Genomic DNA, 14,151 nt, shown 5'->3' on the forward strand with positions numbered 1-14,151 from the left:
TGCGGACCATGTTCGCGCGGGCCCGCGCATGAAACTGATCCTTGGATCGGGCAGCCCCCGGCGGCGCGAGTTGCTCGCTCAGCTCGGGCTGACCCCGTCGGAGATCCGCCCCCCCGACATCGATGAAACGCCGCGCAGGAACGAGCTGCCGCGCCCTTATTGCGTGCGACTCGCCCGCGAGAAGGCCGAGGCGATCGCCTGCGGCGACGGCGAGTTGGTGCTTTGCGCCGACACCACCGTTGCGCTGGGGCGGCGAATCCTCGGCAAGCCCGAAGATGCCGCCGAGGCGCGCCGTTTCCTCGATCTACTGTCGGGGCGGCGGCACAAGGTGATCACCGCCGTCGCGGTGAAGCGCGGCGATCGGATCTGGCAGCGCGACGTCGTCACCGATGTGCGCATGAAACGCCTGTCGGCGCCCGAGATTGCAAGCTACGTCGCCAGCGGTGACTGGCAGGGCAAGGCGGGCGGCTACGGCATTCAGGGGCCTGCCGGGGCGTTCATTCCGTGGATCTCGGGCAGCTTTCCGGCCGTTGTCGGCCTGCCGCTGGCCGAGACCGCCAATCTTTTGCAGGCAGCGGGATTTCCGCTATACGAGGGGTCATGAAGGGACGCACCATTGCACTTGGCGCGATCGACGGGGCCGAAGCGGCCGCGCTGATCGTCGACGGCCAGCTTCACGACCTGCTTGTCGACAGCGATCATCCTCGCCCGGGCACGATATATCGTGCCGTGGCGCTGCGCCCGATGAAGGGGCAGGGTGGGATGTTCCTTGAAACCCCGGATGGCAACGCGTTTCTGCGGCAGGTCAAGGGGCTTGCGCCGGGCCAGCCGCTGCTGGTTCAGGTCAGCGGTTATGCCGACCCGGGCAAGGCGATTCCGGTCAACACGCGCCTGCTGTTCAAATCACGCTATGCCATCGTCACCCCCGGCGCGCCCGGCATCAATGTCTCGCGCCAGATCCGCGATGACGATCTGCGCGAGACGCTGCTGGAAATCGCCCATGACGTGATGGAAGGCGAGCATGGGCTGATCCTGCGCTCGTCCTGCGCCGAGGCGCATCCGCAGGATATCGCCGAGGATATCGCGGCCATGGTGCAGCTTGCGGCGCAGGTGCTGGCAGATGAGTCCGGTGCGGCCGAGGTGCTGGTCGAGGGCGATAGCCCCCACATCCACGCCTGGCGCGAATGGACCGCCGACGAGATCGATGACAGCGCGGAAAGCTTCGATGCGCATGGCGTGTTCGACATGATCGACGCGCTGCGCGGGCCTCTTGTGCCGCTGGCCGGGGGCGGGTCGATGTATATCGAGCCGACGCGCGCGCTGGTCGCGGTCGATATCAATACCGGTGGCGATACGTCGCCCGCTGCCGGGCTCAAGGCCAATATGGCGGCGCTGCGCGAGCTGCCGCGGCAGCTGCAGCTGCGCGGGCTTGGCGGGCAGGTGCTGGTCGATCCGGCCCCCGCGCCCAAGAAGGACCGCCGCCAGATGGAGCAGGTGCTGCGCGCCGCGCTCAAGCAGGACGCGACCGAAACCATCATCGCAGGCTGGACGCAACTGGGGCTGATCGAGCTTCAGCGCAAGCGCGAGAGGGTTCCACTGACAGAGATCCTGGCATGAGCTGCCCGATCTGCGCCCGCGAAACCGATCCGAAATACCGCCCGTTCTGCGGCAAACGCTGCGCGGATGTGGACCTTGCGAAATGGATGACGGGCAGCTACGCGATTCCGTCAACCGACCCCGACGACGTCGAAGAGGCCATCGAGGCCGCAGAGCGCGCCCGAGACGAGGATACCAGACATTGACCGCCATCACACCCGCACTGCTGGATGACATCCGTGGCAAGTTCGCCCATGTCGATACCTGCCCCTTTACCGGGCCGCGGGTGTTTTTCGAGAACGCCGGCGGGGCGCTGACGCTGAAATCGGTGGTCGAGACCACGGCGAAATTCGCTGCCATCCCAGACAATCAGGGGCGCGACAATGCCGCGTCCCACGCGCTGGTGTCGGTGATCGACAAGGCGCGGGCGGATGCGGCGCTGTTTCTCAATGCGACCGGGGGCAAGATCATCGTCGGCGAAAGCGGCACAGAGCTGCTGTTCCGCCTGATCGCCGATGCCTGTCTTGGCAGCGAGGCGGGCGTGGTGCTTGGCTCGATGATCGAGCATCCGGCCTCACGCAGCGCTGCCGCGCGCTGGTCGCAGGTGGCGGGCAAGCGCCATGTGCTGATCGCGCATGACGATGCCACCGGCACCGTGACGCCAGAGGCCTATGCCGCCGCCGTCACCCCCGATGTAAAGGTGGCGACGATCCTGCACACGTCGCCGGTGACCGGCATGGGCATGGATCTGCCCGGCATTGCGGCGGCGATCCGTGCGGTGGCGCCCGAGGCGCTGATCATCGTCGACGGCATCCAGCATGCCTGCCACGGCGGCATCGACGTGGCGGCGGCAGGGGTCGATGGCTATGTGATGTCTCCGTACAAGGTGTTTTCGCGCCACGGTTATGGGCTGGCATGGGCCTCGGAGCGGCTGAGCGCGCTGCGCCACAACGCCTTGATCGGGGCGCCGGAAGGATCGTGGGAGCTGGGCACGCGCGACACCGGGGCCTATGCGACCTTCTCCGACGTGGTCGGCTATTTCGACTGGCTTGGTGGGCGGGTGTCGGACGCAACCGATCGCCGTGCGCGCATCGAGGCGGCAGGCCGCGCCATCCACGAGCATGAGGCGGCGCTGACCCACGCCATACTGCACGGCACCGGCAACCTGCCGGGGCTGGCGGAAATGCCGGGCGTCGGGATCATCGGCGGGGTGGACAACCCCGCGCGCGAAGGGCTGGTGGGGTTTTATGTCGATGGCAAGGCCTCGGCCGAGATCGTCGCGGCATTGTCTGACGAGGGCATCCGGGTGCACATGCGCAAGGCCGATCACTATTCGGGCAACGTGCTGACGCCGCTGGGCAAGCCCGATTGCGTGCGGGTCTCGCTGTGCCATTACAACACCGAAGGCGAGGTTGCGTCCTTCCTTGCGGCGATGACGCGGATACTGGGGTAAGAAAAGGGGGGCGCTGCCCCTCTGCCGCCGATGGCGGCATTCACCCCGGGATATTTGAAGCCAGAAGAAACCCGGGCGGCGTGACGGTTGCAAGAGCAGTGCCAATCGTTGACGTTCGAACGAGTTTGACGACAGGACGGAGGCGCCGATGCCGCTAGATGATGCTGTTTCCCCTTTGATCCGGACGGTGGGGCTGGACGGGATGCTGGTGAGCTTTGGCGACCGGCTGAGCGAGCCTGCCAATCGCGCCGCCATTGCCTTTCGCGCCGCGCTGGACGCGCAGGGCTGGGAGGGAATCGAGGAGAGCTCGTCTTCGCTGGTGTCCTGTTATGTGCGGTTCGATCCGCTGGTGTTGGCGCATGCGGTGCTGCACGCCCGGCTTGAGGAGCTGATCGCGGCGCAGGACTGGCTGGAGGCGGAACTGCCGCATGGGCGGATGCTGCACCGCATTCCCACGGTCTATGGTGGCACGTCAGGGCCGCAGCTTGCGGAGGCGGCGGCGGCGGCAGGCCTGTCCGAGGCCGAGGCGCTGGAGTCGCTTTCGAGTGCGCGGGTGCGGGTGACGGCGCTTGGGTTTGCGCCCGGACAGCCCTATCTTGGCGAGCTTCCCGAGTGCTGGGATATCCCACGCCAGCAGGCGCTGACGCCGCGCGTTCCGAAGGGGGCGCTGGTGGTGGCGATCCGGCAACTGGTGCTGTTTGGCGTGAGTGCGCCGACCGGCTGGCGGCATGTCGGGCAGACCGGCGCTGAGCTGTTCCGCGAGGGGGCCGAGCGGCCGTTTCTGCTGGCGCCGGGCGATGAGGTGGTGTTTCCGGCGGTGTCTGCCGAGGCGTTGCGCGGCATGGCGAATGGCGGAGTGAGCAGCGAGGTGCTGTCATGAGCCGTGTGCTGATCGTGCATCGTGCCGGCCCGGCGCTGACCTTGCAGGATGCGGGGCGTCCGGGATGGATCACCTACGGGCTGTCGAAGGGCGGTGCGATGGACCGGCTGTCGTTGGCCGAAGGCGCGGCGCTGCTTGGGCAGCGCGAGACGCTGGCGCTTGAGATGGGCGGCATGGGCGGGCTGTTCGAGGCGGCGCAGGACACGCGCATCGCCCTGAGTGGCGCGCCGATGCGGGCCAAGATCGACGGCGCGCCGGTGCTTTGGCACGCGGCGCACCTGCTGCCCAAGGGGGCGAAGCTGGATATCGGGCCTGCGACTTCGGGCGCTTATGGTTACCTGCATGTGGGCGGCGGTTTTGATGGACCCGAGGTGCTGGGGGCGCGCTCGGCGCATCTCACCGGCGGGCTGGGCGCTGCCATCGAGGCGGGCGCGCGCCTGCCGATCGGCCCGGACCGGGGCGGCGAGACCGGGCGCAAGCTGGCGGTTGCCGACCGTTTTTCCGGCGGCACGCTGCGGGTGGTGGAAAGCCTGCAGACCGCGCTGTTCCCGCCAGAGCAGGTGGCGCGGTTTGGCTCCGAAGGGTTTACCCGTGATGGCCGAGCCAATCGCATGGGGGTCAAGCTGAACCCCGATGGCGACGGCTATGGCGCGCTTGGCGGGTTGTCGGTGGTGTCCGAGGTGATCTCGCCGGGGGATATCCAGATGACCGGCGACGGGGCGCCCTTCGTGCTGATGGCGGAATGCCAGACCACTGGCGGCTACCCGCGCCTTGCCACCGTCATTCCTGCCGATCTGCCGCGCATTGCGCAGGCGCCGGCCGGGGCGCGGCTGGCCTTTCGCTTTGTGACGATCGACGAGGCGTTGACCGCCGAAGCCGCCTATCGAAAGCATATCAAGGATTTGCCGCGCAGCGTTCAGCCCATAGTGCGCCACCCCGCCGATGTGCCCGACTTGCTGAGCTATAAGCTGGTCAGCGGCTTTTCCAGCGGCGATCACCACGACCATTAGGAGCACATCATGACTTGCGTCGATCTCAATGCCGACATGGGCGAAAGCTTTGGTCCCTGGAAAATGGGGCAGGACGAAGAGCTGCTGTCGGTGATCACCTCGGCCAATATCGCCTGCGGCATGCATGCCGGCGACTGGGATGTGATGGCTGCAACCCTGCAGAGCGCCGTGACAAACGGCACCGGCATCGGTGCGCATCCCGGCTTTCCCGACCTTCAGGGCTTTGGACGCCGCCGGATGCAGATTTCCGGCGCGTCACTGGGCAATCTGGTCGCCTATCAGCTGGGGGCGGCGCAAGCGATGGCGCGGGCGGCGGGCGGCAAGGTGCGCCATCTCAAGCTGCACGGCGCGCTGGCCAATATGTGCGCCGAGGATGCCGCGTTGGCCCGGGCCGCCTATGAGGGCGCGCTGCGGGTCGATCCCGAAATCATCATCATGGTGCTTGCCGGGACTGCGCAGCAAGAGGCGGTGCAGGCGCTGGGCTGCTCTTGGGCGGGCGAGATCTTTGCGGATCGGGCCTATAATGACGATGCGACGCTGGTGGATCGCTCCTTGCCCGGCGCGGTCATCCATGACCCCGATCAGGCGGCTGAGCGCATGGTCCGGATGGTGCAGGCTGGCGCGATCATCACCGAAAGCGGCAAGCACATTCCGGCGGCGGTCGACACCATCTGCCTGCATGGCGATGGCAAGACCGCGCTGCTGATTGCCCGCGCCGTTCGCAGCGCGCTCGAAGCGGCGGGAGTGACGCTGAAGGTCTTCCCCGGCCGTCGCTAGATCACTTGGCGCCGGCGGGTGGTCTGGTCGGCGATCTCTGTGCGATCAGCCCGCCGACGCCAGCGCTGGCGCGCGGCGTTTCCAGATGCCTGCAAATCTGAAAACAGTGGCCCCTCAATATGCTGTCTCTGTCGGGTCGGGGCCTGCGCGGCGGTAACGTCTTGTTAACCATTGCAGCGTAGCTCTGGTCGGAATGCTCGGGCGTTCGTGAGGATGACAGGCGAAAAATGGTGTATCCCCTGCACATGATATGGCCCCGGCCTGCGCTCCCGGGCGGGGGCCAACCGGCCACGGGTCTTGCGCAGACAGGGCGCGGCGTCTACGGGCAGAGTGACACCTTGCACGACCGGATCATCTTGACCTCATGAATACCACGCATCTTGTTACCCATTCTGGCGGCTTTCACGCCGACGAACTGCTGTCTTCGGTCATCCTGACCCGTCTGTTTCCGGAGGCAACGCTGATCCGCAGCCGCGATCCGAAATGGATCACCGCCGCGCCGGGGCGCATCATCTACGATGTCGGTGGGCAGTATGACCCGGCGCAGGGGGTGTTCGATCATCACCAGCGTCCGACGCCCGCGCGCCCATCCGGGCAACCGTTCAGCTCGTTCGGGCTGGTCTGGACCAGCTATGGGCGCGATTACCTTGCCGCGCTGGGGGTCCCGGCGGGGGACATTGACGCGGTGCATGCCAGCTTCGATGACAGTTTCGTGCTGCCTATCGATCTGATGGACAATGGGGCCGTCGATCCGTCATCGGCCGGCCCGCTGCTGGCGCGGATGACGCTTCCGGTGCTGCTGGAAAGCCTCAAGCCGGTGTTCGACGATGCCGCCCCGGATGCGGACGATCGCGCCTTTGCCGAGGCGCTGCCCATCGCCCGCGCCTTTGTCGAGGCCAGCATCGCGCGCAGCGCGGCCAAGCTGCGGGCCGCGGGGATCGTAGCGGATGCCATCGCCGCGGCGGGGGATGGCGCCGTGCTGGAACTGCCGATGGGCATGCCCTTCCGCTCTGCCATCGAAGAGGCGGGAGCGGACCAGCTTTTGTTCGTGGTGCATCCGCGCAAGGTCGACTGGGCGCTGACCGGCATCCGCATCACCGAGAACACCTTTGAACAGCGGGCCGATCTGCCCGCCGCATGGGCCGGGCTGAGCGACGCCGCGCTCGAAGCCGCCTGCGGCGTGCCGGGGGCAAAATTCTGCCATACCGGGCGTTTCCTCGCCATAGCCAGCAGCCGCGAGGCGGCGCTGCGTATGGCGGCGCTTGCCGTCGAGGACGCGGGCGCGCAGCACAAGGCCTGAGCGCGGCAGCCAGAACGTAAAAAAGGCCCGGACGTTGCCGTCCGGGCCTTTGCATTTGTTCAGATCGTCAGGCGACGATCACAGCATGCCTTCGGCCTTGGCCCAGTCCAGCGCCTTGTCGAGCGCGCGGCCAAACCGGGCGAGGATCTCGGTGATGTCGTCTTCGGTGACGATCAGCGGCGGGCAGAAGGCCACCGTCTCGTAGACGTTGCGCACGATCAGCCCTTCTTCGGCGCACATCGCCACGACCTTGGCCGCCATCGCGCCCGCCGGTTCGAACGAGGTCTTGCTGGCGCGGTCCTTGGCCATTTCCACGCCTGCGATCAGGCCGACGCCACGCACTTCGCCCACCAGCGGGTGATCGGAGAACTTGCGCAGACCCTCTTGAAACATCGGCTCCAGACGGGCGGCGTTGCCCATCAGATCCTTTTCTTCGATGATGTTCAGGTTTTCCAGACCGACGGCGCAGGCGACCGGGTGGCCCGACCCGGTGAAGCCGTGGCCAAACGTGCCCAGCTTGGCGGTGTTGTCGGCGATGGCGTTGTATACCTTGTCGTTCACCACGATCGCAGCAAGCGGCATGTAGGACGAAGTCAGCTGCTTGGAGGTCACGAGGATATCCGGGGTGAAGCCGTATTTCTGGCAGCCAAACGGCGCGCCGGTGCGGCCAAAGCCGTTGATGACCTCGTCGGCCACCAGCAGGATGTCATACTTGGCACAGATCTCGGCGACGCCGGGCCAGTAGCCTTCGGGCGGGGTCATCACGCCGCCAGCGCCCATGACCGGCTCGCCGATGAAACCGGCGATGGTTTCGGGACCTTCGGCGAGGATGGTGTCTTCAAGCTCCTGAAGCAGGCGGGCGGTGAACTCGGCCTCAGTTTCGCCCTCGTTGCCGTATTTCCAGAAATGCGGCGTGGTCAGGTGGGTCACGGGGATCGCGGGCAGATCGAAATCGCGGTGGTTGCCGACAAGCCCGGTCAGCGAGCCCGACGCGATGGTGATGCCGTGATAGCCCTTGTTGCGGGCAAGGAATTTCTTCTTTTCGGGGCGGCCAAGGCCGTTGTTGAGGAACCACGCCATCTTGATGACGGTGTCGTTGGCCTCGGAGCCGGAGTTGGTGAAGAACACCCGGTTGAGCCCTTCGGGGGTCATCTCGACCAGCTTTTCGGCAAGGCGGATCGACGGCTCATGCGCCTTGTGCGCGAAGCTGTGGTAATAGGGCAGCTTCTTGAGCTGCTCATAGGCGGCTTCGGCAAGGCGGGTCTCGGAAAAGCCCACGGCGACAGACCACAGGCCGGCCAGCGCCTCGATGTATTCCTTGCCCTGATCGTCGTAGACGCGCGCGCCATCACCCTTGGTGATGATCATCGGCCCCTTTTCCTCATGGGCGCGCATGTTGGTGTAGGGGTGCATCGAATGTGCAATGTCGGATGCGTGAAGCGAGTTGGGACGCTGGTTCATCTGGGTCTCCTGTTGGGATTGGGGGGCAGAGACTCGGGGTCTCCGTTGCGGGCGAGTCTAGGGGATGAAGCGGGCAAAGGTCACGGAGAATTTGATCATATTTCCTCCAGCCCGCACCACTCGGCGATGAAGAGGGCAATCGCGCCGGTGACGCGCTTGACCGAAGACAGGCTGACGCGTTCGTCAAAACCGTGGATCGCCTCGGAATAGGGGCCGTAAACGAGGCAGGGCGTCTTGCCATAGATCGCAAAGACCCGGCCATCGAGATAGCCCGGCGTGACAAAGCTTTGCAGCGGCTGCGCGTAAGAGGCCAGATGGGCGCGGCCCAGCGTTGCTTCGGCCTCGGAGCCTTCTTCGAGAACATAGCCTTCGGCAAAGAAGCCGTTCCATGTGACTTGCGGCGGGTTGTTGGCGAGAAACGGCACCTTGGCGGCAGCGGCGCGCAGATGGTCTTCAATCTCGCGCGCGGCGTCGGCGGCGGATGTGCCGGGGTAGATCGCGATGCGGCAATCGATTTCGCACCACGCCGGCACCGAAGAGGCCCAGTCGCCGCCGGCGATCTTGCCGACGTTGAAGTTGATCGGGTGTTCGAGCTCTTCGAAATAGCGGTGCTGGCTCTTGCGGGCGTTCCAGTCGGCTTCGAGCGCGCGCAGGGCGCGGATCACCTCGTAAGCCGCTTCGATGGCATTGGCACCGCTGCCGGCCTCGCGCACATGGACAGGGGCACCCTGCACCCGGACGCGGAACCACAGCACGCCGGTATTGGCGCGCACCAGCTTGTCGTCCTCGGGTTCGGGGATGATCGCGGCGTCGGCGTTGTAGCCGCGCAGCAAGGCGGCCAGCGCGCCATTGCCGGTGCATTCCTCTTCGACCACCGATTGCTGGTAGAGCGTGGCGGCAGGGCGATAGCCAAGGCGTTTCAACGCATCGACGGCAAAGACATTGGCCGCGATCCCCGCCTTCATATCGGCGATGCCGCGCCCGTAGAGCCAGTCTCCGTCGCGTTTCGGCTCGAAGGGCGGGGTTGTCCACATATCGAGCGGGCCAGCGGGCACCACATCCATATGGCCGTTCAGTACAAGGCTGCGGCCGGTTTCGTTTTGCGGGCGCAGGGTGCCGACGACATTGATGGCATTGGAGTAATCGACATCAACCGGGGAAAAGCCGGGGTGGTCGCGGATGTCGTCGACCTCGATGGTCCAGCGGTCCATGGCATAGCCGCGTTTCGACAGCTCGCCATGCAGGAAATCCTGCGCGGTGGCTTCCTGCCCGCGCAAGGACGGGTAGCGGCCCAGAGCCTCGGTAAAGGCGATCTGCTCTTCGAAGCCCTCGTCGACCGAGGCAAGGATGCGCTGCGTCAGTTCGGGGGTCATTTTGCGCTGCCCATGAAACCGCTCAGGAACGATACCAGCGACTTGGTCAGATCGGGCGACAGGTAGCCGCCTTCCTGCACGATCACCGTCGGGTAACCGGCGGCGGCGATCATCTCCCCAGCGCGGCGGAAGCCGTCCCATGTGATCTTCATGCCCGCGAGCGGGTCGTTTTCATGCGCGTCCAGACCAAGGCTGAGCAGCAGCGCGCCGGGTTTATGCGCGGCGATGGCATCGAGCGCCTTCGCGATGGTGTCGAGCCAGACGTCGTCGGTGGTGCTGCGCGGCAGCGGCAGGTTGAGGTTGAAGCCAAGCCCCTCGCCAAGGCCGGTCTCATAGCTGTGGCCGACGAACCAGGGGTAATAGCTGGTCGGGTCGGCATGGATCGAAACCGTCATGACATCGCCCCGGTCGTAAAAGATCGACTGGGTGCCGTTGCCGTGGTGCACGTCGATGTCCAGCGTCGCCACCCGGTCATGGCCTTCGCGCAGCCGCGCGGCGCCGATGGCCGAATTGTTGAGCAGGCAGTGCCCGGCGGCGATCTCGGCGCTGGAATGGTGCCCGGCGGGGCGGCACAGCGCATAAGCGGCAGGCGCGCCGTTCAGCACCGCATCGGCGGCGGCGACGGCGCAATCGGCGGCGCGGCGGCTGGCGCGCCAGCTGTGCTGCCCGATGGGGGCCGAGGTGTCGCCCATGTGCCAGCCGGCGCGCCCGGTGATATGCGACGGGTAGGTGGCCACAGATCTGTCGGGGAAGACATTGGGCACCACCTCGGGGCCGGCATCGGGCAGGGCCTGCCACTCGTCCCATGCGGTTTCAAGGAAATCGAGGAAATCGGGGGTGTGCACCGCCTCGAGCGTCTCGTCGGGGGCTTCGAAAGGCTCTTCTGGCGTCAGGCCAAGCTGAGAGAGCCCCGCCAGAAGCAGGCGCGCGCGCTCGGGCAATTCCGCGTTGCGCTGCACCTTGCCGTGGGTCAGGCGGAAGATCGGGTCATGCGCCTCGGTTTCGGGGGCGTAAAAGCATCTCATTTTGGGCTCTCGTCTTCCAGTTTGCGGAATTGCTCGGTCACCAGCGTGCGTGCGACATCGAGGTGGTAGAACATGGCGTCCACGGCATCCTGTTCGCAGCCCGATTGCAAGGCCTCGAGGATCGGAACATGGGTTTCGGCCAGCCTGTGCGCATCTTCATAGAGCTTGCCGATCAGCACGATGGTCAGTTCGGTTTCCAGCGCGATCTGCTCGAAGGTGCGCAAAAAGCGTGGATTGCCCGAGCCGTTGCAGATCAGCCGGTGGAATTGCATGTCGGCCTCGACATGGGTCAGCATGTCGTGCGGCGGGCCGGCCAGACGCCGCAGTTCTTCGATCTGCGCGGCAAGCGCCGGGCCGGTATCGCCCAGCCCTTCGCGGATCAGCCGGCGCACCGCCGCCAGCTCGATCACGATGCGGAACTCGTACAGATTGTCGAGCTCGGTCGCGGTGAACTTGCGCACGAAAAAGCCGCGGTTGGCGTGATAGGTCACAAGGCCGGAGTTTTCCAGCAGCCGCGCCGCTTCGCGCACCGGGGCGCGCGAAGTGCCCAGTTGCTTGGCCACCACCGATTCGCTCAGCCGGGTTCCCGGCGTCAGCTGCCCCGTCACGATGGCCTTGCTGAGCAGCCGGGCCACACGCTCGACCAGCCCCTCGCGGCCGAGGGGGGCAAAGCCGTCCTGCTCTGTGATCTTGTCCATGTCGCGGTCTCGAAAGCCTGAATTTTCAGCCACGCTAGGGGCAAATTGATGTATTGTCGACAATCGACTTGACGAAAGCTGTCAAAATGACCTTCCTTTGCCCAAGACCTCAGCACCGGAGACCGACATGCCCGATGGGATGACCGCCACCAGCACCTCTGACCTGCGCCGCGATCTGGCCGCCGCCTATCGGCTGATCGCGCATTTCGGCATGGACGACGGTATCTATACTCACATCTCGGCGCGGCTTCCGGATGGGCCGGAGGGCGACAAGCGATTCCTGCTCAATCCCTACGGGCTGCGCTTCGACGAGGTGACGCCGGACAATCTGGTGACCGTCGACGAGACCGGCGCGGTGATCGACGACCCTTACGGTGCGGGCGTCAATGAGGCGGGGTTTACCATTCATTCGGCGGTGCACATGGCCCGGCACGATGCGGTCTGCGTGTTGCACACCCATACGGTGGCCGGGGTTGCGGTGTCGTCGGTGCAAGAGGGCCTGCTGCCGCTGAATCAGTGGTCGGCGCAGTTCTTTGGCCAGATCGTCTTTCACGATTACGAAGGCATCGCGCTGAACCTCGAAGAGCGCGCCCGCATCGTTGCCGATCTGGGCGACAAGCGGGTGATGCTGCTGCGCAACCACGGCACGCTGCTGCTGGGCCGCTCGGTCGCCGAGGCCGTGAAATACGCCATCAACCTCGAACGCTCCTGCAAGGCGCAGGTTGCGGCGCTGAGCATGGGGTTGACGCCGGTGGTGCTGCCCGATGACGTGGCCGCACATACCGCCGGGCAATATGCCCGCGCCTATGACAAGATGGAAGAGCAGGGCGGGCGCGACCCGGAATGGGCGGCCCTGCTGCGCCTGCTCGACGCAAAGATCCCCGGCTGGGCCGGGTAGCACCACCCCCGGCAAACTGCCGGGATTTCCCGCGCGCCCGCAGCAAGACGGGCGGCGGCTTGCCGATAACGGACAACAGGGAACCAACCAATGAACAGTTTGAAAGCGACGACCTTTCTGATCGCCGCCGCGCTGGCCGCGCCTCTGGCGGCGCAGCAAGCGGGCGGGCGGCTTGATATCGTGGTGCAGCCCGAACCGCCGGGGCTGATGCTGGGCCTCGTGCAGAACGGCCCGACGCAGCTTGTCGCGGGCGACATCTATGAGGGCCTGCTGCGCTATGACACCGATCTGAACCCGATGCCGGGGCTGGCGGAAAGCTGGGAGGTGGCCGAGGACGGGCTGACCTATACGTTCAAGCTGCACGAGGGCGTCACGTGGCACGACGGCGAACCGTTCACCGCCGAGGACGTGGTGTTCAGCGCCGGAACCTTCCTGCCCGAGACCCACGCCCGCCTGCGCGCCTCGCTGGCCTATGTCGACACCATCACCGCGCTTGATCCGCTGACCGTCGAATTCAAGCTCAAGGAACCTTTCGGCCCGTTCATCAGCGTGTTCGAATCCGGCACCATGCCGATGGTCCCCAAGCATATCTACGAAGGCACCGATTTCGCCGCCAACGAGGCGAACAACACCCCCATCGGCACCGGCCCGTTCAAGTTCGATGAATGGGTCAAGGGCAGCTACATCCATCTCGTCAAGAACGAGGACTATTACGTCGACGGTTTGCCCTATCTCGACGAGGTCTATTACCGGGTGATCCCCGACGCCGCCTCTCGCGCCGTCGCCTTCGAGACTGGCGAAGTCGACGTGCTGCCCGGTGGATCGGTGGAAAACTGGGATGTCGCGCGCCTGACCGAGATGGAGAACGTCTGTTCGACCGGCAAGGGCTGGGAATTCTTCGCGCCCCACGCGTGGATGTGGCTCAACAACCGCGAAGGCCCGACCAGCGACGTGCGCTTCCGTCAGGCCATCATGTACGCAATGGACCGCGAGTTCATGCGTGATGTGGTGTGGAACGGGTTGGGCAAGGTGCCGACCGGGCCGGTGTCTTCGGCGACCAATTTCTATTCCGATGACGTGACGATCTATGACCACGACCCCGACAAGGCCAAGGCGCTGCTCGAAGAGATGGGCTATGACGGCAGCACCATCCGCCTGCTGCCGCTGCCCTACGGCGAGACATGGCAGCGCTGGGCCGAGGCGGTGCGCCAGAACCTCAGCGAGGTCGGCATCAATGTCGAGATCGACAGCACCGACGTTGCGGGCTGGAACGAGAAGACCTCGCAGTGGGACTACGACATGGCCTTCACGTACCTGTATCAGTACGGCGATCCGGCGCTGGGCGTGTCGCGCAACTACACCGCCGATCGCATCGAAAAGGGCAGCCCGTGGAACAACGTCGAAGGCTACGACAACCCCGAGCTTGACGCCAAGTGGTTTGCCGCGGCAACCATGACCTCGGCCGAGGAACGTCAGGCGGCCTATGACGAGATCCAGAAGGAAATCGTTGATGATGTGCCGGTGGCGTGGATGCTCGAACTCGAGTTCCCGACGCTCTATCGCTGCAACGTCCATGATCTTGTGACCACCGGCATCGGTGTGAACGACGGGCCGCGCAACGCCTGGATCGAAGAGTAAAACCTGCGGCCGGGCTGGAAAATCCAAGCTAGGACTTTTCTT

Annotated in this window: 14 protein-coding genes; 10 read left to right on the forward strand and 4 right to left on the reverse strand. The window is 65.5% G+C overall.

Annotated features, from left to right (window positions below):
• Positions 1-28: 28 nt before the first annotated feature.
• The 8 genes from KO516_RS06685 (at position 29) to KO516_RS06720 (ending at position 7,016) form a co-directional block, all read left to right on the forward strand.
• The gene (locus KO516_RS06685; RefSeq protein ID WP_216003015.1) at positions 29-604 is read left to right on the forward strand and encodes a nucleoside triphosphate pyrophosphatase; all 576 of its coding nucleotides are present in this window, start codon (positions 29-31) and stop codon (positions 602-604) included.
• Positions 601-1,617: a ribonuclease E/G gene (locus KO516_RS06690; RefSeq protein WP_216003016.1), complete on the forward strand. Its 1,017-nt coding sequence runs from the start codon at positions 601-603 to the stop codon at positions 1,615-1,617. Before KO516_RS06685 ends, KO516_RS06690 begins: the two co-directional genes overlap by 4 nt.
• Positions 1,614-1,802, forward strand: coding sequence for a DNA gyrase inhibitor YacG (locus KO516_RS06695; protein ID WP_216003017.1), 189 nt, complete (start codon positions 1,614-1,616; stop codon positions 1,800-1,802). The genes KO516_RS06690 and KO516_RS06695 overlap by 4 nt, the downstream gene beginning before the upstream one ends.
• Positions 1,799-3,049 carry an aminotransferase class V-fold PLP-dependent enzyme gene (locus KO516_RS06700; RefSeq protein ID WP_216003018.1) on the forward strand — a complete coding sequence of 417 codons (1,251 nt, stop codon included), beginning with the start codon at positions 1,799-1,801 and terminating at the stop codon, positions 3,047-3,049. Before KO516_RS06695 ends, KO516_RS06700 begins: the two co-directional genes overlap by 4 nt.
• A gap of 148 nt (positions 3,050-3,197) precedes the next feature.
• Positions 3,198-3,929: an allophanate hydrolase subunit 1 gene (locus KO516_RS06705; RefSeq protein WP_216003019.1), complete on the forward strand. Its 732-nt coding sequence runs from the start codon at positions 3,198-3,200 to the stop codon at positions 3,927-3,929.
• Positions 3,926-4,939 carry a biotin-dependent carboxyltransferase family protein gene (locus tag KO516_RS06710; RefSeq protein WP_216003020.1) on the forward strand — a complete coding sequence of 338 codons (1,014 nt, stop codon included), beginning with the start codon at positions 3,926-3,928 and terminating at the stop codon, positions 4,937-4,939. The genes KO516_RS06705 and KO516_RS06710 overlap by 4 nt, the downstream gene beginning before the upstream one ends.
• Positions 4,940-4,948: 9 nt before the next feature.
• Positions 4,949-5,716 carry a LamB/YcsF family protein gene (locus tag KO516_RS06715; RefSeq protein WP_216003021.1) on the forward strand — a complete coding sequence of 256 codons (768 nt, stop codon included), beginning with the start codon at positions 4,949-4,951 and terminating at the stop codon, positions 5,714-5,716.
• A 364-nt stretch (positions 5,717-6,080) separates the two neighbouring features.
• Positions 6,081-7,016 carry an MYG1 family protein gene (locus tag KO516_RS06720; RefSeq protein WP_216003022.1) on the forward strand — a complete coding sequence of 312 codons (936 nt, stop codon included), beginning with the start codon at positions 6,081-6,083 and terminating at the stop codon, positions 7,014-7,016.
• 78 nt (positions 7,017-7,094) lie between these two features.
• Here KO516_RS06720 and KO516_RS06725 read toward each other — a convergent pair whose 3' ends face one another.
• From KO516_RS06725 to KO516_RS06740, 4 genes are all read right to left on the reverse strand, one after another.
• Positions 7,095-8,477 (reverse strand): aspartate aminotransferase family protein, encoded by a 1,383-nt coding sequence (locus KO516_RS06725; RefSeq protein WP_216003023.1) that lies wholly within the window; start codon positions 8,475-8,477, stop codon positions 7,095-7,097.
• Between the two features lie 95 nt (positions 8,478-8,572).
• Positions 8,573-9,850 carry an ArgE/DapE family deacylase gene (locus KO516_RS06730; protein ID WP_216003024.1) on the reverse strand — a complete coding sequence of 426 codons (1,278 nt, stop codon included), beginning with the start codon at positions 9,848-9,850 and terminating at the stop codon, positions 8,573-8,575.
• On the reverse strand, positions 9,847-10,875 hold the full coding sequence (locus tag KO516_RS06735; RefSeq protein WP_216003025.1) for a histone deacetylase family protein: 1,029 nt from the start codon (positions 10,873-10,875) through the stop codon (positions 9,847-9,849). The genes KO516_RS06730 and KO516_RS06735 overlap by 4 nt, the downstream gene beginning before the upstream one ends.
• A complete protein-coding gene (locus KO516_RS06740) occupies positions 10,872-11,573 on the reverse strand; it encodes a GntR family transcriptional regulator (protein ID WP_216003026.1) in 702 nt (233 codons plus the stop codon). Before KO516_RS06740 ends, KO516_RS06735 begins: the two co-directional genes overlap by 4 nt.
• 127 nt (positions 11,574-11,700) lie before the next feature.
• Between KO516_RS06740 and KO516_RS06745 the strand changes: the two genes are divergently transcribed.
• Together KO516_RS06745 and KO516_RS06750 are read left to right on the forward strand one after the other, a co-directional pair.
• Positions 11,701-12,471 (forward strand): class II aldolase/adducin family protein, encoded by a 771-nt coding sequence (locus tag KO516_RS06745; protein ID WP_216003027.1) that lies wholly within the window; start codon positions 11,701-11,703, stop codon positions 12,469-12,471.
• A 90-nt stretch (positions 12,472-12,561) separates the two neighbouring features.
• Complete coding sequence (locus KO516_RS06750; RefSeq protein ID WP_216003028.1) at positions 12,562-14,109, forward strand: ABC transporter substrate-binding protein; 1,548 nt, start codon at positions 12,562-12,564, stop codon at positions 14,107-14,109.
• The last annotated feature ends 42 nt before the right edge of the window (positions 14,110-14,151 follow it).

This window comes from Citreicella sp. C3M06 (assembly GCF_018860705.1).
Taxonomy (GTDB): domain Bacteria; phylum Pseudomonadota; class Alphaproteobacteria; order Rhodobacterales; family Rhodobacteraceae; genus Salipiger.

Excerpts from the sequence above, each read along its gene's own strand:
- KO516_RS06685 (WP_216003015.1), top strand. The coding sequence starts at position 29 with ATGAAACTGATCCTTGGATCGGGCAGCCCCCGGCGGCGCGAGTTGCTC.
- KO516_RS06690 (WP_216003016.1), top strand. The coding sequence starts at position 601 with ATGAAGGGACGCACCATTGCACTTGGCGCGATCGACGGGGCCGAAGCG.
- KO516_RS06695 (WP_216003017.1), top strand. The coding sequence starts at position 1,614 with ATGAGCTGCCCGATCTGCGCCCGCGAAACCGATCCGAAATACCGCCCG.
- KO516_RS06705 (WP_216003019.1), top strand. The coding sequence starts at position 3,198 with ATGCCGCTAGATGATGCTGTTTCCCCTTTGATCCGGACGGTGGGGCTG.
- KO516_RS06710 (WP_216003020.1), top strand. The coding sequence starts at position 3,926 with ATGAGCCGTGTGCTGATCGTGCATCGTGCCGGCCCGGCGCTGACCTTG.
- KO516_RS06715 (WP_216003021.1), top strand. The coding sequence starts at position 4,949 with ATGACTTGCGTCGATCTCAATGCCGACATGGGCGAAAGCTTTGGTCCC.
- KO516_RS06720 (WP_216003022.1), top strand. The coding sequence starts at position 6,081 with ATGAATACCACGCATCTTGTTACCCATTCTGGCGGCTTTCACGCCGAC.
- KO516_RS06725 (WP_216003023.1), bottom strand. The coding sequence starts at position 8,477 with ATGAACCAGCGTCCCAACTCGCTTCACGCATCCGACATTGCACATTCG.
- KO516_RS06730 (WP_216003024.1), bottom strand. The coding sequence starts at position 9,850 with ATGACCCCCGAACTGACGCAGCGCATCCTTGCCTCGGTCGACGAGGGC.
- KO516_RS06735 (WP_216003025.1), bottom strand. The coding sequence starts at position 10,875 with ATGAGATGCTTTTACGCCCCCGAAACCGAGGCGCATGACCCGATCTTC.
- KO516_RS06740 (WP_216003026.1), bottom strand. The coding sequence starts at position 11,573 with ATGGACAAGATCACAGAGCAGGACGGCTTTGCCCCCCTCGGCCGCGAG.
- KO516_RS06745 (WP_216003027.1), top strand. The coding sequence starts at position 11,701 with ATGCCCGATGGGATGACCGCCACCAGCACCTCTGACCTGCGCCGCGAT.
- KO516_RS06750 (WP_216003028.1), top strand. The coding sequence starts at position 12,562 with ATGAACAGTTTGAAAGCGACGACCTTTCTGATCGCCGCCGCGCTGGCC.